This is a genomic window from Terrabacter sp. BE26, from assembly GCF_041941675.1.
GTDB lineage: Bacteria > Actinomycetota > Actinomycetes > Actinomycetales > Dermatophilaceae > Terrabacter.
The window spans coordinates 1,067,450-1,092,338 of the sequence record NZ_CP090122.1; the positions used below are offsets into that span (position 1 = coordinate 1,067,450).

Genomic DNA, 24,889 nt, shown 5'->3' on the forward strand with positions numbered 1-24,889 from the left:
CCTTGATCAACTGATGTATTGATTACAGCGCGGCCCTGCCTGCGCCGTCAAGCCCGTGGCTGGATTCCGCGTGCGCGGCGACCTGGCGCCGCAGATGCGGGTGTAGCGTCATCCTCATGCCGCACCTGCGTATCACCGAGGCTGCTGCGCTGCTCGGGGTCTCCGACGACACCGTGCGCCGGATGGTCGACTCAGGCCGCCTCGACGGTGGCACCGACGACGCGGGCCGGCGCACCGTCGACGGCGCCCAGCTCGCAGCGGTCGCCCAGGAGCTGGCGCACCCTGCTGCTGTCGGCGCCATCGGCGGCGCCTCCGCCCGCAACCGCATGCGGGGCATCGTCACCGCCATCACCCGCGACACGGTCATGGCCAAGGTCGAGCTGCAGTGCGGCCCCTTCCGCATCGTCTCGCTGCTCTCGAGCGAGTCCGTCGACGACCTGGCGCTCGAGGTCGGCTCGGTGGCCGTCGCGAGCGTGAAGTCCACCCACGTGGTCGTGGAGATCCCGGCGTGACCACCCGGCGCGCGACACTCCGGCGCGGCATCGCACCGGCGGCCGTCACCGCCGTGGCCGCCCTGCTCCTCGCGGCGTGCGGCGCCACGACGAGCACCTCCTCCGACGTGGCAGCACAGCCCGGGGCGGGCGGAGCCTCGTCGGCCAGCCTGCACGGCACCGTCACCGTCCTCGCCGCCGCATCGCTGACCGAGTCGTTCGACCAGCTGGCCAAGGCGTTCGAGGCGGCCCATCCCGGCGTCCGCATCGAGACCTCGTACGGCTCGAGCGCCACTCTCGTTCAACAGGTCGCCAACGGCGCACCCGCCTCGGTGCTCGCCCTCGCCGGCACGGCCGCAGCCAAGCCGCTCGACAAGAGCCTCGTCAGGGACACGCGGACATTCGCGTCGAACGTCCTCGAGATCGCCGTCCCAGCAGGCAACCCCGGCGGAGTCCGCTCCATCGACGACCTCGCCAAGCCCAGCGTCAAGGTCGTGCTCTGCGCCGACACCGCGCCATGCGGGAAGGCCGCACAGGCCACCTTCGCCAAGGCGCACGTCTCCCCCAACGTCGTGAGCAAGGAGATCGACGTCAAGGCGACTCTCGCCAAGGTCAAGCTCGGCGAGGCCGACGCCGCCGTCGTCTACCACTCGGACGTCGTCGCCGCGAAGGACAGCGTCACGGGCGTCCCGATCCCCTCGCAGCTCAACACCCGGCTCGACTACCCGGTCATCACGCTGTCCGACGACGCCGCGACCAGGGCCTTCGTCGCGTACGTCCTCAGCGCCCAGGGCCGGAGCACGGTGCAGTCCTTCGGCTTCGGCGCGCCCTGAGCGCCGCTCGCGGGGCACCGAGGAGAGTGACGACATGAGGTATGCCGCCACGTGGCGTTCGCGTGTCACCCTCGGCCTACCTGCCGGGCTGGCGCTGCTGCTCCTCGTCGTCCCGCTCGTGGCGCTCCTGCTGCGGGCCGACTGGGCCCGCATCCCGACCGACCTGGCGACCCCGAGCGTCCTTCCGGCACTGCGTCTCTCGCTGACCACGACCTCGACCACGGCCGTGCTGTGCCTGCTGCTCGGAACTCCCCTGGCCTGGTTCCTCGCCCGGTCGGAGCGTCGGGCCACGAGCTGGGTGCGCGCCCTGCTGACCGTCCCGCTCGTCCTGCCGCCGGTCGTGGGTGGGGTGGCGCTCCTCATGGCGTGGGGGCGCAACGGCGTCGTGGGCCAGTACCTCACACCTCTCGGCATCCAGATCCCCTTCACCACGGTCGCCGTCGTGCTCGCGGAGACCTTCGTGGCGATGCCCTACTACGTGCTCGCGGTCGAGGGCGCCATGCGCGGCCTCGACCCCCGCCTCGAGCACGTCGCCCGGACCCTGGGCGCCGGCGACCTGCGCTACCTGCGCACCGTGGGACTGCCCCTCGTCCTGCCCGGCATCGCGAGCGGACTGGCGTTGGCCTGGGCGCGCGCGCTGGGCGAGTTCGGTGCCACGATCACGTTCGCCGGCAACTTCCCGGGGCGCACGCAGACGCTGCCCCTGCTCGTCTACGTAGAGCTCGAGCGAGACCCGCAGGTCGCCATCTCGATCAGCATCCTCCTGCTCGCCGTCAGCATCCTCGTGCTCGGGGTACTGCGCGGGAGGTGGTTGCGGTGACCGCGGCACAACCGGACGGCGAGGGGCTGGACGCACGGATCCGCCTGAGCCGCGGACCGTTCCAGCTCGACGTGCCGCTCACCGCGCGACCCGGGCAGGTGGTCGGGGTGCTCGGGCCCAACGGGGGCGGCAAGACGACGAGCATCCTCGCCCTCGCCGGGGTCCTGCCCCTCGCCGAGGGCCACATCCGCGTGGGCGGCCACCTGTGGGACGACGGCCGCCGTCGCCTCGCCCCTGAGCAGCGCGCCGTCGGGCTCATGCTGGCCGACAGCCTCCTCTTCCCCCACCTGCGGGCCCTCGACAACATCGCCTACGGTCCTCGCAGCCGTGGCGTCGACCGTCGCCGAGCCCGTGACCGCGCCCACGAGGAGCTGGCCAGGGTCGGCCTCGCCGACCGCGCCGCGGCCAGGTCCACCGAGCTCTCCTCCGGCCAGCAGGCGCGGGTCGCCCTGGCGCGTGCCCTCGCAACCGATCCTGCGCTCCTGCTCCTCGACGAGCCCCTCTCCGCGCTCGACCCCGACACGCGCGCGAGGACCCGCAGCGACCTCGCGGCCCGCCTGACGGCATACGGCGGGGTGACGGTGCTCGTCACGCACGACCCGCTGGACGCGCTCACGCTGGCCGACCACCTCGTCTTCGTCGAGGACGGCCGCGTGACCCAGACGGGCAGTCCCACCGAGGTGCTGCGCGAGCCCCGGAGCCCCTACGTCGGCACGGTCGTCGGGCTGAACCTGTATGCCGCACAGGGTGACTCGCACGGGCACGTCCACACCACCGACGGCGGGGTGCTCGTCACAACGGCGCCGACCGAGGGCCCGGTCTGGGCGACGATCGCCCCGAGCGCGGTGTCGCTGCACCGGCACGAGCCGGAGGGTTCGGCGCGCAACACGTGGCCCCTGCGCATCGCGTCCGTGACGATGCAGGGCCAGTCGGCGCGGGTGGGTCTCGTGGGCGCCCTCACGCTCACCGCTGAGGTGACGCTCGAGTCGGTCACCGCCCTCGGACTGCAGGTGGACCAGCAGGTCTGGGCCGCCGTCAAGGCCACCGAGGTCCGAACCTACCCCCGCTGACGCCGACAGCTCACTCCTCGAGGGACGACTCCAGGGACCGCTCCGTGGAAGGGCTGCCCGTCACGGTGCGGACGCGCAGGAAGGCGGCCACCGCCGGCACCTGCACGACCGCCGACACGAGGAGCGCGACCGGGATCGAGGCCCACGTCGCGAGCGCCCCGAGGGGCGGGCCGCCGGCGACCTGGCCGAGGGCGTTGGCCTGGCTGCTCAGCGAGAGCACCGTGGCTCGTGTCGGCCCGTCGAGGTTGCGGTTGACCCACGTCGACTCGATCGGCCGGCTGAAGGCCATGGCCGCGCTGCGCAGCCACACGCAGGCGAGCACCAGCCACAGGTTGCCGAGCACCGCCACCCCGACGACCGCGAGCACCTGCACGAGCATCGCGAGCGCCACGGGCAGGCCCGGGCGGCTGTCCACGAGTCGCTGCGGCAGCCAGCGTCCGCTCGCCAGGGAGGCGGCGAGTGACACCAACGTGCCGACCAGGGCGAAGACGGTGAACGCGACCGCCTCGTCGCCGTCGAACACGGCCGGCATCTCGAACGTGTCGAGCACGCGCACCTGCCAGAGCCGGTCGAACACCTCGCTGGCGAGGCCGACCAGCAGGCTGACGAGCAGGAACACCCGGACGACTCGGCGCCGGCGAGCGATCCGCAGCCCGGCGACGAGCTGCTCCCTCATGTGCCCGAACGTCTCCCGGTCACCGCGCGGCGTCGGATGGAAGTGCCGCTCGGGCATGACGGCCCACAGGCCGACGGCGAGCAGCACGAGGGTGGCGCCGGCGGCGATGACCGGGACCCGCAGGCTGACCAGCCCGAGCGCCCCTGCAGCCAGGGTCCCCACGACGCCGAAGGCCAGGTCGAGCTGGGTCTCGCGGGTGAAGACCGGAGCGACGTTCTCCTCGCCCACCTCGTCGGTGATCCACGCCTGCAGCGCGCCCGAGGTGAAGGTGTAGCCGATCCCCCACAGCACATTGCCCACCAGCGCTGCAGCGAAGGTCGCGACGACGCCCTCGACCGCGAAACCCACGCCGACGAGGAGGAAGCCGACGATGACCGACACCCGCCGGCTGTAGAGGTCGGCGACGATTCCCGTCGGCACCTCGAACAGGAAGCAGGTGGCCTCGAGCACCGTGCCGACGAGCACCATCTGGAACGGGTCCAGCCCGACCACGCGGTACTGGAAGACGAGGTTGAGCGTGAAGCACATCGCGAAGGCGAAGGCCGCGACGGCCGTCAGCACGTAGAAGGTCGAGGTGGCGCCCGCCTCGCGCGGCGGCCGCCGCAGCAGCGTGAGCACACCATGACGGTAGGGCTGCGGCGCAGGTGCCGTCGTGCCATTTTCCCGGCTCGTGCCGCCCGGTCGCGTGCCGTATGCCGTCCGACCGCCACCCCCGCCTGGCGCTCGTCCGGCCCCCCCGTCTCACGCTTTGGACGGAATGCTCGGACGTCCTAGTATCTGAGCCATGCCAGCGACGAGGCTGATGCCCACCGAGGACGCCGCCGATCTCATCGAGCTCACCCGCGAGATCTGCCGCAAGGACCTCGCGCCCAGGGTCGATGCCGCGGAGCGCGCGCACACCTTCCCCCAGGGCACCTTCCGCACGCTCGGCCGCGCCGGCCTGCTGTCCCTGCCCTACCCGGAGGAGTTCGGGGGTGGGGCCCAGCCGTACGAGGTCTACCTGCAGGTCGTCGAGGAGATCGCCTCCGTCTGGATGAGCGTCGCGGTGGGCGTCAGCGTGCACAGCCTGACGGCCTACCCCGTGGCGACCTACGGCACGCGCGAGCAGCAGGACGCGCTGCTGCCCGGGATGCTGTCCGGCGACCAGCTCGGCGCCTACTGCCTCTCCGAGCCGCTGGCCGGCTCCGACATCGCCTCGATGACGACCCGGGCCAGCCGGACCGACGAGGGCTGGTCGCTCAAGGGCACCAAGGCCTGGATCTCGCACGCCGGCCACGCCGACTACTACACGACCTTCGCCCGCACGTCCGACGAGGGCGGCAGGGGCCTGTCGACGTTCGTCGTCCCCGGCGACGCGACCGGGCTGTCGTTTGCGGCACCCGAGCGCAAGATGGGCCTGCACTGCGACCCGGTGGCCCAGGTGATGTTCGACGGCGTCCCGGTCGAGGCCGGCCGCCTCATCGGGCGTGAGGGTGACGGCATGAAGATCGCACTGTCGGCCCTCGACGCCGGCCGACTCGGGATCGCTGCTGCCGCAACGGGACTCGCGCAGGCAGCCCTGGACGCAGCCGCCGCCTACGCCAGGGAGCGCGAGCAGTTCGGCCGTCCGATCGCCGACTTCCAGGGCCTCGCCTTCCTCCTCGCCGACATGGAGGCCGCGGTCACGTCCGCGCGCGCCACCTACCTTCATGCCGCCCGGCTCAAGGACGCCGGGCGCGCCTTCGGCAAGGAGGCTGCGGTCGCCAAGCTCGTGGCCACCGACACCGCCATGAAGGTCACGACCGACGCGGTCCAGGTGCTCGGCGGCGCCGGCTACACCGAGGACTTCCCCCTCGAGCGCTACATGCGCGAGGCCAAGGTGACGCAGATCTTCGAGGGCACCAACCAGATCCAGCGGCTCGTCATCTCGCGCCAGCTCCTCACCGGCTGAGCCGCCGCACCCGAACTCCACCACCCCGCATACGCCCGAAAGGCCTGTCATGCAGCTGAACTCGTCCACCGTCGCCCTCGTCACCGGAGGCGGCTCCGGCCTCGGCGGTGCGACCGCACGCCGGCTCGTCGCCGACGGGGCCACCGTCGTCATCCTCGACCTCGAGGGGTCGACGGCCCCCGCGCTCGTCGACGAGCTCAACGGCCAGCGTGACGGCAGCGCCGTCTTCGTCGCCACCGACGTGCGTGACGAGGCGCAGGTGCAGACCGCGGTCGACCGCGCCACGGGGCTCGGCGAGCTGCGCGTCGCCGTCAACTGCGCCGGCGTCGCCACCCCCGGCCGCGTCATCGGGCGCGGTGGCCCGCTCGCGCTCGAGACCTTCAAGACCGTCATCGACATCAACCTCGTCGGTTCGTTCAACGTGCTGCGACTCGCCGCCGCGGCCATGCTCGCCAACGAGCCCGTCGACGGCGACCGTGGCGTCATCGTCAACACCGCGAGCATCGCGGCCTTCGACGGGCAGATCGGCCAGGTGGCCTACGCCGCGAGCAAGGGCGGCATCGTCGGGCTCACCCTCTCGGCCGCTCGTGACCTGGCCGACAAGGCGATCCGCGTCATGACCATCGCCCCGGGCACCTTCGAGACGCCGATGCTCGCCGGCCTGCCGGGCGAGGTCAAGGAGGCCCTCGAGAAGCAGGTGCCGCACCCCTCGCGCCTGGGCCGGCCGGAGGAGTACGCCAGCCTGGTGCGCCACATCGTCGACAACCCGATGCTCAACGGGGAGGTCATCCGCCTCGACGGCGCGCTGCGTATGCCGCCCCGCTGAGCCCGTTCTCTCGGACGCCCGGCGGCCGGAGGCCCCTGGGCCGTCTCGAGGCGCGACAATGGAGGCGTGAACGAGCCGGGCGGTGACCTCGTGATCGCGCCCGGTCCGGGCCTACGACACGGGCTCGTCATCCCTGCCACCGAGCTCGTCGAGCGCTTCAGCCGCTCCTCGGGACCCGGCGGCCAGGGCGTCAACACCACGGACAGCCGGGTGGAGCTGGTCTTCGAACCGGGCTCCTCCAGCGCGCTGACCCCGGCCCGACGCGAACGCCTCACCGCGGCCTTGGGCGGCCGGCTCGTCGGCGGCCGCATCACCGTCGTGGCGTCCGAGCACCGGTCGCAGCTGCGCAACCGCGCGGCCGCTCGTGAGCGCCTCGCCGACCTGCTGCGCGAAGGGATGGCTCCCCCGCCCGCACCGCGCCGGGCGACGAAGCCGACACGCGGGTCGAAGGAGCGCCGCATCGAGGGCAAGAAGCGTCGGGCGCAGCTGAAGTCCGGGCGCGGGCGCATCCGCCCCGAGTGAGCCGATGGGCCGGGCGTGGCCTGTCGACGGTTCACGCGGGGGCACTCGTGGACCCCTCGCGACGTCAGGCGTGCGGCGGCTCGACGACCGTCGTGTCGACGACGGCCTCGACCTCGATCGGCCCGTACAGGTGCGGGAACGTCTCACCGGTGGCTGGATCACCCACCTCGTGGACGACCGGCGACCCCACCTTCGACTCGTCGACGTGCAGCAGCACGAGCGGCTCGGTGACGTCGGCGTAGAAGCGCGACCGGACGACCGGCCACTGCTGCGCTGACGAGGCGTGGATGAAGCCCTCCTCGGCGAGCGAGCGCCCGCGGGTCGAGCGGGTGTAGCTGCCGTCACGCTGCGCCTGCTCCCAGTCGGCCTGCTCGGCCAGGTGGTAGATCATGGCCCGAACGCTAGCAACGCCGGTCACGGGACGGTGAATTCGGTCTCAAGGTGCCCTCGGCGAGCGCCGGGAGGAGAGACGCTGGAGCTGGGAGCGGACGCATCCCGTCGCCGCCCCGGGGGACATGAGCATGACCAGCACACAGGAGTCGCCGGAGGGCCCCTACCTGGACCTCCCGACGCGGTTCGCGACGTTGCGCGGGCACGAGCTGTCCTACGTGGACACCGGTTCGGGCTCGACCATCCTCTTCATCCACGGCCTGCTCGGCTCGCACGACTCGTGGACCCACCTCGTCGACCGGCTCGACACCGACCACCGCGTCGTGATCCCGGACCTGTTCGGGCACGGCGCGTCCGCGAAGCCGGTCGGGGACTACTCCCTGGGGTCGCACGCCGCGATCCTGCGGGACCTCATCGACCGTCTCGGCATCGCGAAGGTGACCCTCGTCGGGCACTCGCTCGGCGGGGGCATCGCCATGCAGTTCTGCTACCTGTTCCCCGAGCGGGTCGAGGCGCTGGTGCTCGTCGCGACCGGCGGCCTGGGGCGCACGGTGAGCCCGCTGCTGCGCTCGGCCACCCTCCCGGGCGCCGAGCTCGTCCTGCCCGTCATCGCGTCGACCTGGGTGCGCGAGCGGGTCGAGCTCGTGGGCAAGGCCGCGCGCGGGCTCGGATGGCGCCCGAGCCCCGACGCGTCGGCGGCGTGGAAGGGGTTCACCTCGCTGTCCGACGGCGAGAGCCGCCGCGCCTTCCTCGCCACGACCCGCGGCGTCATCGACCCGGGCGGGCAGACGGTGAGCGCCCGGGGCCAGCTGCTGAGGGCGGAGCAGCTGCGCACGCTGGTGATCTGGGGGACGCGTGACCGGATGATCCCGGTCGGGCACGCCCAGCGCGCGCACGAGGTCTTCCCCCGCGCCAGGGTAGTGCTCTTCGAGGGAGCCGGCCACTTCCCGCATCTCGAGCAGCCGGACCGGTTCGCCGGCGTTCTGGAGGAGTTCCTCCACCACTGAGGCCCCGGCCGATACGCGGCGAGGCTGCCCCCCGAGGCCGCCTCCCGCAAGGAAGATCGTCGGAGATGACAACGTTCGGGCGCGCCCACGGCGTCGAGGGTGCGTAGAGACCACACAGACGGGGGCGACCGTGGGCGAGACGGAGTGCGAGTCCGACTTCTCGGCGTTCGTGCGGGCGCGGCAGGGCTCGCTCGCGCGCTTCGCCTACCTGCTGACCGGCGATCCGCACAGCGCCGAGGACCTGCTCCAGGCCTCTCTCGCGAAGGTCTACGGCAGGTGGGACCACGTCAGCACGGTGCACTCACCGGACGCCTACGTCCGCAAGGTGATGGTGAACGAGCACACCACGTGGTGGCGCCGAACCTGGCGTCACCGGGAACGCACCGACAGCGAGCTGATCCGGGTACTCGACCCGGCCGGGCCCCCCGCGACGCCGCACGACAGCGAGCTGTGGGCGCACGTGTGCTCGCTCGCGCCGCAACAGCGGGCAGCCGTGGTCCTGCGCTACTACGAGGACCTGACCGAGGCCCAGACCGCCGAGATCCTCGGGGTGTCGGTGGGCACCGTGAAGAGCCACACCAGCCGGGCGCTCGGCTCCCTGCGCCGCACGATGAAGGAGGTCGCGCCGTGACCACGACCAACCACGACGACGAGGACGAGCTGCAGGCCCTGCTCCGGAGGCGTGCCGCCGCCGTCGAGGTGTCCGGTGACTTCGCGCAGGTCGCCGTCACGCGGCGGCACCGGACCCAACGCACCCGCAGCATCGTCGCCGTGTCGGCCGTCGCCGCCGTGGCGAGCATCGCGCTGGCCGTGCCGGCCCTGTGGGCGACCCGCGGCTCGGCGCCGCCCGTCCCCGCCCTGCCCACCGCGACCGCCTCGTCGCCCTCCCCGGCCCGCTCCGTCGCCAGTACCTCGCCGACCACCTCGCCGACCACCTCGCCGACCGGCCGCCCCTCGACCGCCACGACGACGGAACCCTCCCCGTCGGTCGCGACCCGCGCCGACGCGTACGCCTTCGACGACACGATCCGCTTCGGCGACACGGCGCTCCGCCTCGAGAGGGGCACCGTCGTCGAGAGCTTCGCCGTCCTCTCCAACGGGGGCTTCGTCCTCCAGTCCCACCTGTCGAGCGGCTCCTCGCAGAGTGAGATGGAGATCCTGTCCCCCGCCGGTCGCACGGTCCGCACCCTCGGCGCATCGGGTGCGTATGCCGTGTCACCCGACGGCACGCGGGTGCTGGCCAAGGCCGGGACCGGCGACACGCTCGTGGTGTACGCGCCCGACGGCACAGTGGTCGGGCAGCGACGGGACACCCGTGAGGTCGGCGCGATCCTCGGGGGGACCGCCTACCTCAGTGGTGGCCCGCCCGAGGGCTCGCTCGCCTGGGACGTCGCCACAGGCGCCACGAGGCCGTTGCCGGCGCACCTCGTCGCCGTCTCGCCGGACGGCACCCGGGCCGCCCTGGGCTGGATGGTGACCACCGGCGGGCAGGACGCGGCGTGCTGGGCCGTCGTCGACCTCGGCACGCCGGGCTTCCCCACGACGATCCAGAGGTGCGGCCCACACGAGAACCCGACGATGTTCATGCCGACCGCCTTCTCGAGCAGGGGCACCTACCTGGTCGGGTCCAACTTCGTCGACGGAGGCTTCTGGTTCAGTGCGGGCGTGGTCCGAGTCGGCGACGGGACCCTGGTCCTCGGCGGGAACGGAGATGCGGTCGTCTCCGGCTGGACCTGGCACCTCGACGACGACGAGTCGACCTTCGTCATCTCGCGCAACACCTCCAAGCCGCTGTCGCCGGCCACGAGGAACGCCCTCCAGCACTGCTCGCTCAGCCTGGCCTGCACCGCCGTGCAGCCGGAGGTCACCCTGCACGGCCAGGGCGGCTTCACCGAGCCCCGCTACGTCCTGCCCCGCTGACGGCTCCCTGCCCACAAGTGACCGAGGACTGATGCTGCTGCTGCGCTCGATCGTGGCTTTGCGGCGGATGGGTGACGAGCCGCCCCTCGCGGACCGACGATGGGGCATGACACCGACCACTCCTGCCTCCCAGCCCCCGACGGCCCTCGCGCGCCCCGAGTGCCCCGAGCCCCCCGAGCCGTTCACGCCCCTCGAGCGCCGACCCCGGCTGCTCGTCTTCGACGTCAACGAGACCCTGTCGGACATGACGCACCTCGGTGACCGCTTCGTCGAGGTCGGGGTGGCGCCCTACCTGGCTGCCCCGTGGTTCGCCGGCCTGCTGCGCGACGGGTTCGCCCTGACGGTCACCGGGCACAACCCGTCCTTCGCCGACGTCGCCCGGGCGACGTTGCACACGGTGCTGCACGGCAAGGCGAACGTCGACGCCGCGAGTCGGCACGTCATGGCCGGATTCCTCCAGCTGCCCCTGCACGACGACGTCCGCGACGGCATCCGCGCCCTGGCCGCGCTCGAGCTGCGGCTCGTCACCCTGAGCAACGGCTCTGCGGACGTCGCGGAGGGACTCTTCGAGCGCGGCGGCATACGAGAGTCCTTCGAGGGCGTGTTCTCGGTCGAGGACGCGCCGGCGTGGAAGCCGGCCGCATCCGCCTACCGGTATGCCCTGGGCAAGTGCGACGTCGACGCCGACGAGGCGATGCTCGTCGCCGTTCACCCGTGGGATGTCCACGGCGCCAAGGCCGCCGGCCTCCGCGCGGCCTGGATCAACCGGACCGGCGCCCCCTACCCCGACACGATGTATGCCGCCGACCTCGTCGCGCCGTCGCTGCCCCATCTGGCAGCCCAGCTCGAGACGATGCCCGCGGACGTGTGACCTCACCGCGCCCACCCGGCAGGGCCGGAACCGAGTGGCTCGAGCTCGAAACTGCCCGCGACACGCTGGGCACCCGGCACTGGTGGCCGCTCGTCGAGCAGCGTCTCACGGCACCTCGCTGAGGTCGGCCGTGCGGAGCTGGTGCAGGAGGACCGCCAGCCGCGGCTCGACACGGAGCAGGCGCACCTTCGACCAGGCGTGGAGCAGGGCCGTGAGCAGGTCGATCGTCTCCCAGAGCAGCACCCGCCCCGGCGTGACCGGCGCGTGGGCGCGGTACTCGTCGAGGAACAGGTCGCAGAGCCCGTCGAGCAGCTCCAGCCGCTCCTCGAGCAGGTCGGGGCGGTAGCCGTCCGGCGACGCGGCGAGGGCCGTGACACCGATGTCGCGCAGCTTGCCGCGGAACCGTCCGAGGTCGAGGCCCGGCTCGGCCATCGCCGCTCCGTCGAAGTCGATGAAGCCGAGACGGCCGCCGCCGAGGAGGACCTGCGCGGGCCGGAAGTCGTGGTGGGCGCTGACCGCCGGGTCGGCACCGGTCGCGCGGTCGAACGCCTCGAGGCGGGTGAGCATGGGCTCTCCCGCGGCGCGCAGCCCCGGCACGCTCTGCGACAGGCGGTTGAGCACCTCGCGGGTCTCGGCCAGCTCGTCGCTCCACCGGACCGAGCGGGTGTAGCGCGCACCGCTGCGGTGCAGGGCGGCGAGCGCCACTGCTGTACGCCGCAGCTGGGTCCGCAGCGTCTCGAGCAGGCCCGGGTCCATGCTCTCGAATGCCTGCCGGGCCAGCTCCTTGAGCGTCTGCTCCTCGGGCACCGGGCCCTGGAGCAGGATGCGCTGGGCGGGCAGGTAGCCGAGGGGCTCCGCGAGCAGCACGTGCTCGCCGCGGGCGAGGTCGGTGTGCCACAGGGCGGTCATGGCCTCGTGGGCGACTGCACCCTTGTCACCCTGGTGGGTCTTGGCGACCACGGGGTCGGGAAGCCCGTCCGCGGGCGGGTCGTAGGCCAGGTCGTACACGATGGTGCATCGGCTGCCGGGCTTGTAGCGGACAACTCTCGGGCGGCTCGATGCGACCGTGGCCTCGGGGTAGCCGCTCGCTCGGAGCATGCCCTCGATGATGCGGGCCGACGCCTGCGGGTCGGACAGGGCGCCGAGGCTCGGCAGGCCCGGGTCCGCCTCCTCGGTGCGCAGGTGGACGCGCAGCTCCGGCAGGACGAGCTCGTGGCCCGGCTCACCGAACCCGGTCCCGGGTCGCGGTGCCGTCGGGAGGGGACGCGACGGTGGGTGCAGCTCGCCGACGAGGACCACCTCGACGGGCTCTGCCATGGCTCCGTCCGCCCCCGGCGCCGGTGCGACGACCACGCGGCAGCGGGCGAGCCAGCTCGCCTCCTTCGCGCGCAGGCGGTCGGCCCGGCACTCGACCAGTGTCAGCCGCCCGTCGCGCAGCTCGGGCACGTGCTCGCGCAGGGATGCCTCGAGCCGCCCGGGCCGCATGAGCGCCGACAGCCAGTCGGGCAGCTCCGCGAACGCCTCGAGCGCATCGATGGACTGGTCACGCGTGCTCGTGGTCATGCTGGCCTCCCGGGGGTCGCGTCGGTGGTGTCGAGAAGGGTCAGGGCGAGCGCGGCACGGGCGCCCTTGAGCCGTCGGGTCGCCCGCAGTGCGATGAGCGCGAGGTTGAGCCGTTCGTACGCCGCAACGCGCACTCGCAGCCGGGCGGGCTCCTCGCCCCCGCGCGGTGCCCCGTATGCCGCGAGGACTGCCTCCCGGGTATCGCTCGTCTGCGCCAGAGGACGCGACAGACGCGCGGCACGCACCGCCTCGTAGGCGAGGAACCTGCCGAGATCGGCGGCCGGGTCCCCGAACGCGACCGTGTCCAGATCCAGCAGGGCCAGACCCCCTCGAGCCCTGACGAGCTGTCCGGGAGTGAAGTCGCCGTGGCAGAGCACCGGCTCCAGGCCTCGACGGGGGAAGTCCTCCAGGACCGAGGCGGCCTCGCAGAGGCTCTCGTCCACCCGCTCTGCCATGTCCGGCCACGCGGTTGCGACCAGGGCCTGCTCCCGGCGGACCCGGTCGACGTGGCTGCTCGCTGCGACATCCGTGAGCGGGCCCGCCGGGACGAGCGCGTGGAACGCCCGGAGCGCCCGCGCGCTCTCCGCCGGACCCACGGGTCTGTCCGTGACCACGTGCGAGGATCCGGATGAGGTGACCGACTCGAGGACGATCGTGCGCAGCGGCGCGCAGACCGTGAGCACTCCGGGCAGCCGCAGCCCCTCGCCGCCGCGCCGGACCGCCTGACCGCGCCCGACGGCATACGCCGCCGCTGCCGCCCCCGCTGCTGCCGCCGCCGCGGTGGCGTCCTCCTCCCGCGGGTAGACCTTCGCGTACGCCTCCACCCCCCCTCCGTGCAGCCGCAGCACGCAGGCGCCCTCACGCGGGTGGTGCACGACCTCGGCCCGGCAGGCGGGCGTCCCTGTGCCGGAGGCGGATTCGAGCCCTGCGCCCCGAAGGAGCAGCTCGACGGTGCGGCGTCGAAGCACCTCTGCGAGGGTCGGCAGGAAGGGGTCGTCGGGTAACGCGGTCACCGACACCTCGCCGGAACGGCTGTGGACCATCAGCGTGAGCGCGTCCCGGCGCCCCATCCCCTCGAGCTGGACGCCGATCCTCAGCGTCAGGTCCTCCCGTCCTCTGTAGAGCACGGAGTGGGTGCGCGCCCCAGCCACCCGTACCCCTCCCCGGTGCTCGGCGACCCAGTCCCGGGCGAGCCGCTCCGCGAGCGAGGCGTCGCTCGCCCACGCCGGCAGGCCTGGCCACGCCGGTTCGACGGGCGCCTGGGTCCTCACGCGTACCCCCGGCCCGGGCGTGCCGAGCTGCCGGTCCGGTCGACCCTGCCGGCCGAGGCCGCCCCGCCGAACAGCTCGGCGAACCTCCCCGAGCCCTGCGCCAGCGCCTGCGGGCTGCCTTCCTGCACGATCCGACCCTGGTCGAGGACGAGGACCCGGTCGGCGCACCGCACCAGCTCGACGTCGTGGGAGATGACGATGGTCGTCGTCCCGTCGATGAGGGTCCTCAGGGCCTCGATGACCTGGGCGGAGGCCTCCGGGTCGAGGCCGGTCGTCGGCTCGTCCAGCACGAGCACCGGGGCGTCGCGGATGAACGCGCGGGCGATCGCGAGCCGCTGTCGCTGGCCGCCCGACAATGTGGAGGCCCGCTCGCCGAGGACCGTCTGGTAGCCGAGGGGCAGCTCCTCGATGAACTCGTGCGCCTGGGCGAGCCGGGCGGCTCGTTCGATCCGCCCCGGGTCGGGCTCGTCGACGCCGTAGGCGATGTTCTCGGCGACGGTCCCGGTGAGCAGCAGGGTCTCCTGCAGCACGAGGCTGACCTGGCTGCGCAGGGAGGCCAGCGTGAACTCGCGGACGTCCGTCCCGTCGATGGCCACGACCCCCGAGTCGGGGTCGTAGAGCCTCGGCACGAGCTGGGCGACCGTGCTCTTGCCGGCACCACTCGGCCCGATGAGCGCGAGGACCTCGCCCGGCTCCGCGCTGAAGGTGATGCCGTCGAGGACGGGCCGAGCCGCCTCGGGCGTCCCTTCACCTCCGGCGCTCTCGTCCGTTGCACGCTCGGAGCCGTCGAGCTCCGACCGGTAGGTGAAGGTCACGTCGGTGAAGGTCAGCCGGCCCGCGAGCCTCGGAGCCGGCTTCGACATCGGCGTGTCCTGGACGGTGGGCTGGCGCTCGAGCAGCTCGGCGATCCGTTCGGTGCTGGCGATCAGCTTGCCGACCTTGTACCACTCGCTGACGATCTTGCGGGAGGGCTTGAACATGTTCTGGATGAGGAGCACGAACAGCACCAGGGTCCCAGGGGTGACCACGCCGCTCTCGACGAGCCAGAAGCTGAGCCACACGACGCTCGCGATCGTCAGGCCCTCGAACACCGCGATGGCGAAGCTGAACTGCGCCTGCACCGTCGCTATGCGCAGCGAGGCCTGCATGCTCTGGTCGCTCTGCCGCGAGAAGTTCTCGAGGTCCACGTGGCCGCGACCGTAGCTCTGCACCAACCGGATCGAGGAGAGCATCTCCTGGGCGGTCGAGGCGAGGTCACCCTCCTTGGCGCGCTGGTCCTTGGAGAAGCGCTTGAGGCGCAGCGAGAAGTAGTTCGCGACCAGCGCGAGCACCGGCACGACGACGACCGCGACGAGGGCCACCTGCCACGAGCGCATCAGCAGTGCGGCGAGCGAACCGACGAGCAGGAGCGCGCTGGCCACGATGTTGCTCAGCGAGGCGACGATGAACTCCTCGACGACGAGCACGTCGCCGGTGACCCGGGTCAGCACGTCGCCGGTGCGGCGCTTGTCGTGGAAGGCCATCGGCAGCTTCTGGAGCCGGTCGTACATGGTGACGCGGATGTTGTAGCCCAGCTCCCGGCCGCCGCGCGCCAGGAACACCTCGGACAGCGAGTCGGCGCCCTTGTTGACGGCGGCGATGAGGATGATCGCGAGGCCGAGGAACGCGATGGTCTCGACCCGCTCGTTCGAGAGCACGGCAGGGAACCCGCGCTCGCGCAGGCTCGGCACCTTGCCCGTCACGAAGTCGGTCGCGTACGCGATGGGGAAGGGCTCGAGCACGGCCGTCACCGCCTCGAAGACGAGCAGGACCAGGCCGAGCACGAACGGCCGGTTGGCGCCGTGGTAGCGCCGGATGAGCGCGAAGGCCCGCGTCGAGTCGGACTGCTTCGCGTGGCGCGGCGACGGCCGTCGGCGCGCCTGCTCGCTCGGGGTCTCGGCCCTCGTGTCAACGGCGACCACGGGGACTCCCCTGCAGGTCGGCCGCGACTCGCCGCGCCTCGATGACGTACTGCTCGGCGAGCGACGCGAGCGGCGACCTCGCCCAGGCGCGGAGGGCCTTGCGCAGGAGCGAGACCGCCACGTAGAAGCGGATCCTGTCGGTGGGGTCGGTGACGTCACCGGGCGCACCGGTCCCACCGCCCGCCGGCGATCGCGCGCAGGAGAGGTATGCCGTCACGAACGTCTCCCCGAGCGCCTCGGCCGCGCTCACCGCCGCGGCGTCCCGCGTCGCGCCGGCCCCCGGCGCCCGGACCGCCGCCTGGCGCAGCGAGGAGACGACGTTGCCCACGTCGGATGCCGGCTCGGCGATCCCGCAGTGGTCGAGGTCGAGCAGGGCGACACGGTCGTCGTGGAGGAGGAACTGGCCCGGCCGGCAGTCACCGTGCACGAGGGAGACCGGTCCGGGCACCGGCTGACGGCTCAAGAGCTCCCGGGCCAGGGCGAGGAGGGGCTCGCCGTTGCCCGGGTCGACGGTTCGGACGGCTGTGGCCCGGGCGACGAAGCGGTGCAGCTCGCGGTCCAGCGGCCGGGGCCGGCCGCTGGGCACGGCGGCGAGGTGGAAGGCGGCGAGGGCCTGCGCCGCATGCGCGAGCTCGGGCCCCCGGCGCGCCACCACGTCCGGGTCGCGGAGGTCGAGGACGAGCTCCCGGCCTTGCAGGCGACCCTGCACGACGACCGCGAGGTCCGGCAGGTGCGCCACCACAGGGGCGAGGACCAGCGGCGGCCCGAGGGGCTGGGCCTGCAGGGCCCGGCCCTCGTTCGCCACGGCGGCGGCCTTGGCCCTGTCGTGGTACACCTTCGCCACGTACGTTCGCACCACGCTCGTTCGGACCGGCACGGTGACGAGGATGGTGGCTCGGCGACCGGGTCGGTAGCGCAGCAGTCGGAGGTCCGGCGCATGGGGGCGCTCCCCCTCCGGCTCACCGTCCAGCTCACCGTCCAGCTCGCCGTCCAGCTCGTGGTGCAGCGCCGCCCCGAGGACGCCGGGCGCGAGGACGTGGGCCAGGGTGGGCAGGCCGGGATCTGCGGGGAACCTGCTGACTCCGGTGCCGTCGGGCAGCAGCTCGCCGGGGGCCCGCTGGCCCGGCGGGGGCACGGTGGCCAGCACGAGCCCGGCGCCGAACCGGTACAGCACCGTCGCGGCCCGACCCGGCTCGTACTTCGCGTCGGCGACGACGCAGGGCGTTGCCGGGTCCTCCCCGAGGGCCCGGGCCAGCAGCGGCCCGGTGCGACCCGGGTCCAGCGCCTCGAGCACTGCGACGTGCTGGGCCCGCAGGCCGGCCAGCGCGTCGGTCCGCGTTCCGGTCCAGCCGGTCATGAGGTCACCTCCGCCACGCCGAAGACGTGCCTCAACTGCTCGGCCGCACGGTCGACGTCGAAGGCTCGCTCGGCTGTCTGCCGTGCTCTCCTGCCCATCATCCGACGTCGGACCGGGTCGCGCAGCAGGCTCTCGAGGTGGTCTGACACGGCCGCGACGTCACGGGCCGGCGCCAGCAGCCCGTTGTGGCCGTGCTGGACCGCCTCCGCGACGCCGCCCACGTCCGTGGAGACCACGGGGAGACCCGAGGCGAGCGCCTCGACGATGGCATTCGGCACGCCGTCGCGGTCGCCGTCCGTGGTGACGAACGGGGTCATCGCGAAGACGTCGGCGTCGCGCATCGCCTCCACGATGACCGTGCTGTCCTGCTCCCCCGCAAACGTCACCGCCTTCTCGAGGCCTAGTGCGCGCCGTCCGGCCTCCAGCTCGCCGCGCATCGGGCCGTCGCCGAAGACGGTCAGGTGGAAGGGCGCCACACCGAGGAGCCGGGCGCACGCCCGGAGCAGGTCGGGGAAGCCCTTCTTCTCCACGAGCCGGCCCACCGACACGATCTGGACGATCCCGTCGTCATGGACCCGACCGGGCGCGAACTGCCGGAGGTCGATGCCGTGGTGGATGACGCGTACCTTCGCCATGACATCCGGGCTGAGCTGCGCCGCAAGGAAGTCCACGTTCGCACGGCAGCAGGTCAGCACGTTCGTGGCGGCCCCGGCCCGAGCGCGCAGGCTCGTCCGCGGGAGCTGGTAGAGGTCGCGGGCGTGCGCGGTGATGCTGTAGGTGAGCCCGGTGAGCAGGTGGGCCAGCAGGGCGACCAACGCGGGGTCGTGGGCGAAATGCGCGTGAAGGTGGGTGACGGACACGCCTTCCCGCTCGAGGCGCGCGCGCCGCGCCGCGACCTGGACCGCCACCTCGAAGCACTCGGCCGTGCTGGCGTTCGCGTAGCCGGTGGACAGCTCGGGGTGGCTGCTCGCGAACCGGGCGGTGTCGGCATACCGCTGGGCCGCGGACTCCGCGACGAGGGCGTGGTCCTCCGGATCCGCAGTCGCAGCTGCGAAGCTGACCGGCGCCCGCACCCGGTCCACCTGCGGCTGGCGCACCTGCTCGCCCGAGGGTGTCATCGCCCAGACGTCGAGACCCACTCCGAGGCGCTCGAGGGCGAGCACCTCGTTGACGATGAAGGTCTGCGACAGCCGTGGCCAGCTGCGCGTCAGGTACATCACTCGCGAAGCCATGCCACCCCCTCGGCGAGACGGCGCCGGCTCGCCCGAACGACGTCGTCGCCTGCCTGGCCCGCCAACGCCTGCCGGGTGAACTTCAGCAGGGAGTAGGCCCGGAAGAAGGCGAGTCGCCGCTCGGGGTCGGGCCCGCCCACGTCGCCGTACGCGTCCAGGAAGGCCTGCAGGGCCAGCTCGGCCGGCGCGGAGCGGGCCTCCTCTGCGTACGTGCACAGGTGCGCCACGTCGAACGCGGGGTCTCCCATCCGCGCCTCGTCCAGGTCGATCACCGTGGCGCCCCCGCCCTCGTCGACGATGACGTGGGCCAGGTGCAGGTCCTTGTGGATGAGGGCGTCCAGCACCACGGGAAGCGTCGTCGCGCGCGCCTGCAGCAGGACCGCCAGCTCGCGCGCGGGTGCCAGGAGCGTCGCGTCGGCCGAGCCGACGCGCTCTGCCCACACCGCGCAGTTGGCCGCCTCGTGGCCCAGGTCGAGCCGCCTGCCCGCGCCGCTGCCGGTGGTGTGCACGGTGCGCAGCCAGCGACCGAGGTGCCCGGCTGCGACGACGACGTCTGCACTGGAAGGGGATTCCGCGTCCTGCGCCGGTGTGAGGATGCGCGGTGGCGCGCGCCGGGGGCCGGCCGGCAGGGGCACCACGGGAAGCCCGGGGGCCGACCGGCACAGCACGATGCCGAGGGGCGGGCTCACCCCGATCGGCATCTGGGTGCCGCACCGCAGAGCCGGCTCGCGCACCCGGTCGAAGAGCACGAGGTTCTCGTGCGCCACGACCGCTCGCGCCGGCTCGGCGTACGCCTTGGCGATGACCTCCACCGGCCGGTCCGAGCCGCCGGTGACCCGGTAGCGGACCACCACCCTCCTGCCGGGCGAGAGCCGAAGCGTCTCCGCCGAGACGATGCGGCCCATGCCGAGGCCGCCGGCTCGCAGCTGCTCCCTCAGCAGCGCGGTCATCGCGCGCGAGTCGGTGAGCTCCGGCGACCAGCGGGACAGCCGGCTGCTCCCGGATCGTGTGCGGCGCCGGCGGCGCTCGAGCACCTCGGAAGCGGTGGCGACGAGGGAGGGCACGGCCTCCCAGTGAGCGGTGTCGAGGCTGCGGTAGCGACGACCCGCGATCTTCAGCAGTGCCAGGGCCTGCCACCAGGCGACGGAGTCTGGGTCGGCCCGGCCTCCCGCGTCGGCGTAACCCTGGAGCAGTGCGCCGACGAGATCTGGGGCTCGGGTGGTGCCGGCGCGGAGGCGCTGCCACTCGAGGTACGCCGTGGCGTTGCCGAGGTCCCGGGCCGGGTCGGCCGGGCCGGCTCCGTCGAGGTCGAGCACGGTGAGCCGCTCGTCGTCCACCACGACCTGACCGGCACGGAACGAGCCGTGGCCGAAGACGAGCGCGTCCTGCACCGGCAGCCGGTCCCTCAGTCGGTCCAGGGTCCAGCCCAGGGAGAGCGCCGTCGGCGGGTCGGCGTGCCAAGCAGCAGGGAGGTATGCCGTGAGCTCGTCGAGCGCGCCGACGACCCCGCGTGCCCGGACCGTCGCTCCCGGACCGGGGACGGCGCGGTGGATGTCGGCCAGCAGGCGCCCGAGGCGCACGGCGAGGCGAAGCCGGTCGCGCAAAGGTGAGCACACGTCGGACAGCAGCGTCGAGGCGCTCGCTCCCCGCACCCCCGCGGTGACGACCGCTCCGAGGTCCGGCCAGCACCCGACGAGTGCGGGGACGAGCGCCTCCGTCCCGCTCCGGCGGGAGGAGAGCGCGCGGTGGCTCACGGCATACTCGTCGCACCCGCCGACGAGCACCTTGACGAAGAGGCTGCGCCTACCGGTCGGCACCCCGACGTCGCAACGGATGACGCAGCTCGATCCCGGCCGGTAGCTGACCGGCACGGTGGTGCAGCCGCGGACCGGCCTCCTCAGGAGGTGCTCGAGCCTGGGCAGGATCTGGACCGGGTCGAGGACCGCAGCCGCACCGCGGAGTGCCGCGTCCTCGCGCAGGCTGCTGCGGCTCACCCCCGTCGGCGTCGCCTCGCACACGCGCACGTCGCCGCTCTGGGCCTCGAAGGCGACCCTGGTGGTGCGCTCGGGCTCCCAACGGATCTGGTGCACACCGCCCCGCCGGCCCTCCGTCTCGACGAGCGGCTGGACGAGCCCGACCAGCCGGTCCACGTCGGTCCAGAGGCAACCCGGGGGAGCCTTCGGCCACGAGGTGGTCATCGCGAGCTCCCCCGGAGACCACTCTCCGTCTCGCGGGACTCCCCGCGCGACGCCTCACCCGCCCTCTCACACGCCGCCTCACGCGCTGCTGCTCGGGCGGTCTCGAGGCAGGCCTCGACGGCTTCGACCCATCCGGGCCGGTGCAGCGGGATCCGCCGCCCCACGGCCCTCAGGTGGAAGACCGTGCAGTAGTGCAGCGCTCGCGCGACCCGCGCGGGCGGGCACGGCCCATAGCCGTCCAGGGCCGCGTCCACGAGGGGTGCCGACCTGTGCCCCGCCACCTGCGCCCACCAGCGCAGGTCCGCGAGGAGCTTCCCGAGGTCGGCGGCCGGGTCCCCGACCGAGACACGGTCGAAGTCGAGCAGGACGAGACGCTCGCCGTCGACGAGGAGGTTGTCGCCCTTGTAGTCGCCGTGGAGCAGGTGACCCGACTCGGTGGGCAGCGTCTCCAGGCCGGCGACCGCCTCGCCGAGGAGGGCGTCCAGCCGTGCGCCCGCCTCGGGGGCGAGCGCCCTCACGTGCTCGGTGGCCCGGCGCGTGGCGGCAGCCTCCGCCGCCGGGTCCGACCGCCCGCTGCTGAGAGACCCCCACGGGTGGTGCGCGCCGTCTCGGACCGCGCCGTCTCGGACCGCGCCGCGGTGGACCCCGCCGTCGTGGATCGCGCGGAGCGCGGCACCCGCACGGCGCAGATGCGCCTGCCGCTCGCCCGTTCCGAGGCTCTGCGCGCAGAGGACTCGGGAGAGCGGGGTCCCGTCGTGACCCGCCCAGAGCACGAGTCGGTGCGACCGGATGTAGCCGGCCGCACGGGCGGTGCCTGCAGGCGCCGAGGTGATCGAGAGTGACTGCGCGAGAGCCTGACTCGCCGCGAGGGCGCGCCGGCCCGAGTCGTCCCGGTAGCACTTGGCGAACACCCGGTGCTGTCGGTCGACGCCCTCGAGCAGCAGCACGTGGCGCTGCCCGGGCCGGTAGCGCAGCGCGGTGACCCGAGCCTCGTCCTCGAAGCCGGGCACTCGTGCCCGGCGGAGCAGACTCGCGATCCGAGCCGGGTCGTAGACGTCGACGAGGTGCGGGAAGGCGGGGTCGACAGGGGCGAGCCGGACGGTCACCCCGCCCGGGCCGGGAGGCGGCACCAGCGTGGAGAAGGGCGAGCGCAGCGAGGGGGTCACCCGCGACAGGAGTGAAGCCGGGACCTTCTCGGGCGCGGAGCCCGGCTGCCAGGTCAGGACGGCGTGGCGTGTGCCGATGGCCTCCCCTGAGAGCTCGACACCCACCGTGAGCTTTCGGCCCAGCCTCAGCGTGGTGCGCGTCACGACGGCACGCACCTGCCTCGCGGCCTCGGGCAGCAGCGGGGCGAGCGCCGTGGCGACGGTCACCGGCACCACCTCGGTCAGGAAGCGGCATACGTCCTCGGGGCTGCTGCGACCCGCGAGCACGTCGCGCGCATCGACGTGCGGGCTCCGTGGGCCTGCTGTCGTCGTCGCCGTGGTGCCGGTCATGTGCCGACCGGCTCCAGCTCGAGCTTGGGCCAGCCCTCGAGGTGGCTCGTCAGCCGGGCCACCGCCGCGGTGCGGCCACCCAGGTCGGCCGCCACCGTCGGGGACAGCGGGGTCGAGAGCGCCCTCACGATCGCGTCGGCCACGGCCGAGGTCCCGAGCAGGTCGGGGTCGAGCCAGTGCACCCATCCGCGCTGCGCGAAGAGGCTCGCCCGGATGCGCTGTTCGGCACTCGGTCCGCTGCGGGGGACGAGCAGGGCCGGGGTGCCGTCGTTGAGCAGCTCGATCGTCGTGTTGTAGCCCGCCATCGAGACCACGAGGTCGGCGCGCGCGACCCGTCCACGGCCGTGGACGCGACGCCGCACCCCTGTCATCGGCAGCTGCTTCGAGCGCCGCCGCAGCTCGGTCACCCGAGCCCGGGGCATGAACGGGCCGGTGATCAGCTCGAACCGCGCGCCCGTCTCTTCGTGCACGGCTTCCGCTGCGTCGAGGACCCCAGCCATCATCGGGTGGGCATCGGCCCCTCCGCCGGCCACGACGACGACGGTCGGGGGCCGCATCGGGTCCCGGCGGCGTCTCCCGTTCGCCTCCCCACGCCTGTCGCCGTCGGCCACGACCGCCAGGCGCCGGGCCCGAGGGTGCGGTCTGCCGCACACGTAGCCGGCGTACGCCAGCCGCTGTGACGGACCCTGCGGCCAGGCATACTCCCGGGCCACGTCGAGGACGTCGTCGGAGCCGTAGACGAGCACCTCGTCGTAGAACTCCTCGAGCGCCTCGTAGGCCCCCTCGGCCGTCCACCGTCGCCGCACCACCCCGGGGTCGTCGATGATGTCCCGCAGGCCGAGCACGACATGTGCCCGGTGGCCGCGCAGCTTGCGCAGCGCGGGGACCAGCTCCCCCATCGCCCCGTGCGGCATGTGGTCGACGAGGAGGATGTCGGGGTCGAACTCCCGCACGGCGCTCGCGATGAGTCGCCGACGCAGGGCGAGGACGTCCCGAAAGGACGCGGACAGCGACACGGCCTCCCACTCCCCCGGGCCCGCCTTGCGGATGCTCGGCAGCTTGAGGAAGTCATGACCGGGTGCGGTGGCGAAGAACTGTCCGAGCGGCGAGTCCGACAGGGTGAGCGCGCTGGCACCGGGCACCTGGCGCAGGAACTCGGCCGCGAGCAACGAGGTGCGACGCATGTGGCCGAGCCCCAGGCCGTCCTGGGAGTAGATGAGCAGCCTCGGCTCGTGGCGTCTCACCGGCCCCACCCGCCTCGGAGGGAGGGGGGAACCCCTTCGGCCGCCCCCACCGGCGGCACCTCTTCGCGCGGTGACTCGCGCAGCGCACGGTGCCACGCCACCTGGTGCTTGAGCCCGAGCCGCAGGTCCGTCGTGGCGCGCCAGCCCAGGGCCGCGGCGGCGGCCCGGCTGTCGCCGAAGGTCTGCTCGGTGTCTCCCGGACGGTGCGGCATCGGTGCAACGGTCGCCTCTCCGCGCACCTCCTCCTCGAGCATGCGGAGGACCTCCGGGATGGCCACCGGGGCGCCCCGCGCGATGTTGAGGACCGTGCCGGAGGGAACCGGCGCGGTCACGGCCGAGACCACCGCGCGCGCGACGTCACTGACGAACGTGAAGTCCCGCCGCTGCGTCCGGTCGCCGTACACCGCGACCTCGCGCCCGTCGAGCAGTGCCTCGGTGAAGCGGTGGATGGCCATGTCCGGTCGCTGGCGCGGGCCGTAGACCGAGAAGAACCGCAACGACACGGTGGGCACGCCGCGCTCGTGGGCATACGCGCCGACCAGGCACTCACCCGCGAGCTTGCTCACGCCGTACGGGCTGAGCGGCGCCAGGGGGCTCGACTCCCGCATCGCCTCGAGAGTGGGCGCGTACACGGACGAGCTGGACGCGTAGACGACGCGGGGAGCGTGCCCGCGGGCGGCCGCCTCCAGCAGGCGTTGGGTGGCGACGACGTTGCGCTCGACGTACGTCGGGAACGACTCCCCCCACGAGGTGCTGACGCCCGGCTCGGCCGCCAGGTGGACGACGGCCTCCACGCTGTCGACGATCGGCTCGAGCGCCGCCGTCGCCAGGTCCGCCCGGACCAGGGTGAAGGACGGGTGGTGGTGCAGGGCCGAGATGTTGCGCAGCTTCGCAGCCGGGTCGTAGCCGTCCGTGAGGGCGTCGACCCCCCGGACCTGCCAGCCCTCGCTCAACAACAGCTCCGCGACGTGGCTTCCGATGAAGCCCGCCGCACCGGTGACCAGTGCGAGTTTCACGAGACCCCCCGACTCGGCGCCGACCAGTCGCCCGGCTCCGTTCCCCCGGTCCGTGAATGCGAGTTCGGCTTTTTGAGTGTCACATCCGTGAAATCTCCATGCCGCCTGAATGAACGATTTCGGTGACGTGGCCCGACGGGGGACGGGTGACTCGCGAAGGCCGTCCATTTTTGCCCCCTGGACCGCGCCACCCCT

The 24,889-nt window shown here is 73.2% G+C and carries 22 protein-coding genes; 11 read left to right on the forward strand and 11 right to left on the reverse strand.

All coding sequences use genetic code 11. The features are described 5' to 3' along the window. The first annotated feature begins 116 nt into the window (after positions 1 to 116). From LQK93_RS05015 to LQK93_RS05030, 4 genes are read left to right on the forward strand one after another with little or no spacing between them, the layout of a single operon-like run. The gene (locus tag LQK93_RS05015) at positions 117 to 512 is read left to right on the forward strand and encodes a molybdopterin-binding protein (RefSeq protein ID WP_374970452.1); all 396 of its coding nucleotides are present in this window, start codon (positions 117 to 119) and stop codon (positions 510 to 512) included. Continuing rightward, the gene (gene modA / locus LQK93_RS05020; protein WP_374970453.1) at positions 509 to 1,324 is read left to right on the forward strand and encodes a molybdate ABC transporter substrate-binding protein; all 816 of its coding nucleotides are present in this window, start codon (positions 509 to 511) and stop codon (positions 1,322 to 1,324) included. The genes LQK93_RS05015 and modA overlap by 4 nt, the downstream gene beginning before the upstream one ends. A 34-nt stretch (positions 1,325 to 1,358) precedes the next feature. Continuing rightward, positions 1,359 to 2,144, forward strand: a complete 786-nt coding sequence (locus tag LQK93_RS05025) for an ABC transporter permease (RefSeq protein ID WP_374970454.1) — start codon at positions 1,359 to 1,361, stop codon at positions 2,142 to 2,144. Further along, on the forward strand, positions 2,141 to 3,214 hold the full coding sequence (locus LQK93_RS05030; protein WP_374970455.1) for an ABC transporter ATP-binding protein: 1,074 nt from the start codon (positions 2,141 to 2,143) through the stop codon (positions 3,212 to 3,214). The genes LQK93_RS05025 and LQK93_RS05030 overlap by 4 nt, the downstream gene beginning before the upstream one ends. Before the next feature lie 10 nt (positions 3,215 to 3,224). Here LQK93_RS05030 and LQK93_RS05035 read toward each other — a convergent pair whose 3' ends face one another. Then, entirely contained in the window at positions 3,225 to 4,508 is a 1,284-nt protein-coding gene (locus tag LQK93_RS05035; RefSeq protein WP_374970456.1) for an MFS transporter, read from the reverse strand. Positions 4,509 to 4,674: 166 nt separating this feature from the next. Here LQK93_RS05035 and LQK93_RS05040 point away from each other — a divergent pair, with 166 nt between their 5' ends. The 3 genes from LQK93_RS05040 (at position 4,675) to arfB (ending at position 7,168) form a co-directional block, all read left to right on the forward strand. Further along, the gene (locus LQK93_RS05040) at positions 4,675 to 5,820 is read left to right on the forward strand and encodes an acyl-CoA dehydrogenase family protein (RefSeq protein ID WP_374970457.1); all 1,146 of its coding nucleotides are present in this window, start codon (positions 4,675 to 4,677) and stop codon (positions 5,818 to 5,820) included. A 49-nt stretch (positions 5,821 to 5,869) separates the two neighbouring features. Continuing rightward, positions 5,870 to 6,646, forward strand: a complete 777-nt coding sequence (locus LQK93_RS05045; protein ID WP_374970458.1) for an SDR family NAD(P)-dependent oxidoreductase — start codon at positions 5,870 to 5,872, stop codon at positions 6,644 to 6,646. A gap of 66 nt (positions 6,647 to 6,712) precedes the next feature. Further along, positions 6,713 to 7,168, forward strand: coding sequence for an alternative ribosome rescue aminoacyl-tRNA hydrolase ArfB (gene arfB, locus LQK93_RS05050; protein ID WP_374970459.1), 456 nt, complete (start codon positions 6,713 to 6,715; stop codon positions 7,166 to 7,168). Between the two features lie 64 nt (positions 7,169 to 7,232). On the opposite strand, the gene LQK93_RS05055 is transcribed toward arfB, so the two are convergent. Continuing rightward, on the reverse strand, positions 7,233 to 7,559 hold the full coding sequence (locus LQK93_RS05055) for a DUF952 domain-containing protein (RefSeq protein ID WP_374970460.1): 327 nt from the start codon (positions 7,557 to 7,559) through the stop codon (positions 7,233 to 7,235). A 130-nt stretch (positions 7,560 to 7,689) separates the two neighbouring features. On the opposite strand from LQK93_RS05055, the gene LQK93_RS05060 reads away from it, so the two are divergent. The 4 genes from LQK93_RS05060 (at position 7,690) to LQK93_RS05075 (ending at position 11,356) form a co-directional block, all read left to right on the forward strand. Next, positions 7,690 to 8,565 carry an alpha/beta fold hydrolase gene (locus LQK93_RS05060; RefSeq protein WP_374970461.1) on the forward strand — a complete coding sequence of 292 codons (876 nt, stop codon included), beginning with the start codon at positions 7,690 to 7,692 and terminating at the stop codon, positions 8,563 to 8,565. Positions 8,566 to 8,695: 130 nt separating this feature from the next. Further along, the gene (locus LQK93_RS05065; RefSeq protein WP_374970462.1) at positions 8,696 to 9,196 is read left to right on the forward strand and encodes a SigE family RNA polymerase sigma factor; all 501 of its coding nucleotides are present in this window, start codon (positions 8,696 to 8,698) and stop codon (positions 9,194 to 9,196) included. Further along, positions 9,193 to 10,485: a hypothetical protein gene (locus LQK93_RS05070; protein ID WP_374970463.1), complete on the forward strand. Its 1,293-nt coding sequence runs from the start codon at positions 9,193 to 9,195 to the stop codon at positions 10,483 to 10,485. The genes LQK93_RS05065 and LQK93_RS05070 overlap by 4 nt, the downstream gene beginning before the upstream one ends. Positions 10,486 to 10,591: 106 nt before the next feature. Beyond that, complete coding sequence (locus LQK93_RS05075) at positions 10,592 to 11,356, forward strand: haloacid dehalogenase type II (protein WP_374970464.1); 765 nt, start codon at positions 10,592 to 10,594, stop codon at positions 11,354 to 11,356. A gap of 105 nt (positions 11,357 to 11,461) precedes the next feature. Here the strand turns inward: LQK93_RS05075 and LQK93_RS05080 are convergent, their stop codons facing one another. From LQK93_RS05080 to LQK93_RS05120, 9 genes are read right to left on the reverse strand one after another with little or no spacing between them, the layout of a single operon-like run. Further along, positions 11,462 to 12,919 carry a hypothetical protein gene (locus tag LQK93_RS05080; RefSeq protein ID WP_374970465.1) on the reverse strand — a complete coding sequence of 486 codons (1,458 nt, stop codon included), beginning with the start codon at positions 12,917 to 12,919 and terminating at the stop codon, positions 11,462 to 11,464. Then, positions 12,916 to 14,190, reverse strand: a complete 1,275-nt coding sequence (locus LQK93_RS05085) for a phosphotransferase (protein WP_374970466.1) — start codon at positions 14,188 to 14,190, stop codon at positions 12,916 to 12,918. The genes LQK93_RS05080 and LQK93_RS05085 overlap by 4 nt, the downstream gene beginning before the upstream one ends. Next, positions 14,187 to 16,151: an ABC transporter ATP-binding protein gene (locus tag LQK93_RS05090; RefSeq protein WP_374970467.1), complete on the reverse strand. Its 1,965-nt coding sequence runs from the start codon at positions 16,149 to 16,151 to the stop codon at positions 14,187 to 14,189. Before LQK93_RS05090 ends, LQK93_RS05085 begins: the two co-directional genes overlap by 4 nt. Next, on the reverse strand, positions 16,138 to 17,508 hold the full coding sequence (locus tag LQK93_RS05095; RefSeq protein ID WP_374970468.1) for an aminoglycoside phosphotransferase family protein: 1,371 nt from the start codon (positions 17,506 to 17,508) through the stop codon (positions 16,138 to 16,140). The genes LQK93_RS05090 and LQK93_RS05095 overlap by 14 nt, the downstream gene beginning before the upstream one ends. Beyond that, complete coding sequence (locus LQK93_RS05100; RefSeq protein ID WP_374970469.1) at positions 17,505 to 18,740, reverse strand: glycosyltransferase family 4 protein; 1,236 nt, start codon at positions 18,738 to 18,740, stop codon at positions 17,505 to 17,507. Before LQK93_RS05100 ends, LQK93_RS05095 begins: the two co-directional genes overlap by 4 nt. Next, complete coding sequence (locus LQK93_RS05105; RefSeq protein WP_374970470.1) at positions 18,725 to 20,938, reverse strand: phosphotransferase; 2,214 nt, start codon at positions 20,936 to 20,938, stop codon at positions 18,725 to 18,727. The genes LQK93_RS05100 and LQK93_RS05105 overlap by 16 nt, the downstream gene beginning before the upstream one ends. Beyond that, entirely contained in the window at positions 20,935 to 22,434 is a 1,500-nt protein-coding gene (locus LQK93_RS05110; RefSeq protein ID WP_374970471.1) for a phosphotransferase family protein, read from the reverse strand. The genes LQK93_RS05105 and LQK93_RS05110 overlap by 4 nt, the downstream gene beginning before the upstream one ends. Continuing rightward, the gene (locus LQK93_RS05115; RefSeq protein ID WP_374970472.1) at positions 22,431 to 23,678 is read right to left on the reverse strand and encodes a glycosyltransferase family protein; all 1,248 of its coding nucleotides are present in this window, start codon (positions 23,676 to 23,678) and stop codon (positions 22,431 to 22,433) included. Before LQK93_RS05115 ends, LQK93_RS05110 begins: the two co-directional genes overlap by 4 nt. Next, positions 23,675 to 24,694, reverse strand: coding sequence for an NAD-dependent epimerase/dehydratase family protein (locus tag LQK93_RS05120; protein WP_374970473.1), 1,020 nt, complete (start codon positions 24,692 to 24,694; stop codon positions 23,675 to 23,677). Before LQK93_RS05120 ends, LQK93_RS05115 begins: the two co-directional genes overlap by 4 nt. Positions 24,695 to 24,889: the final 195 nt, after the last annotated feature.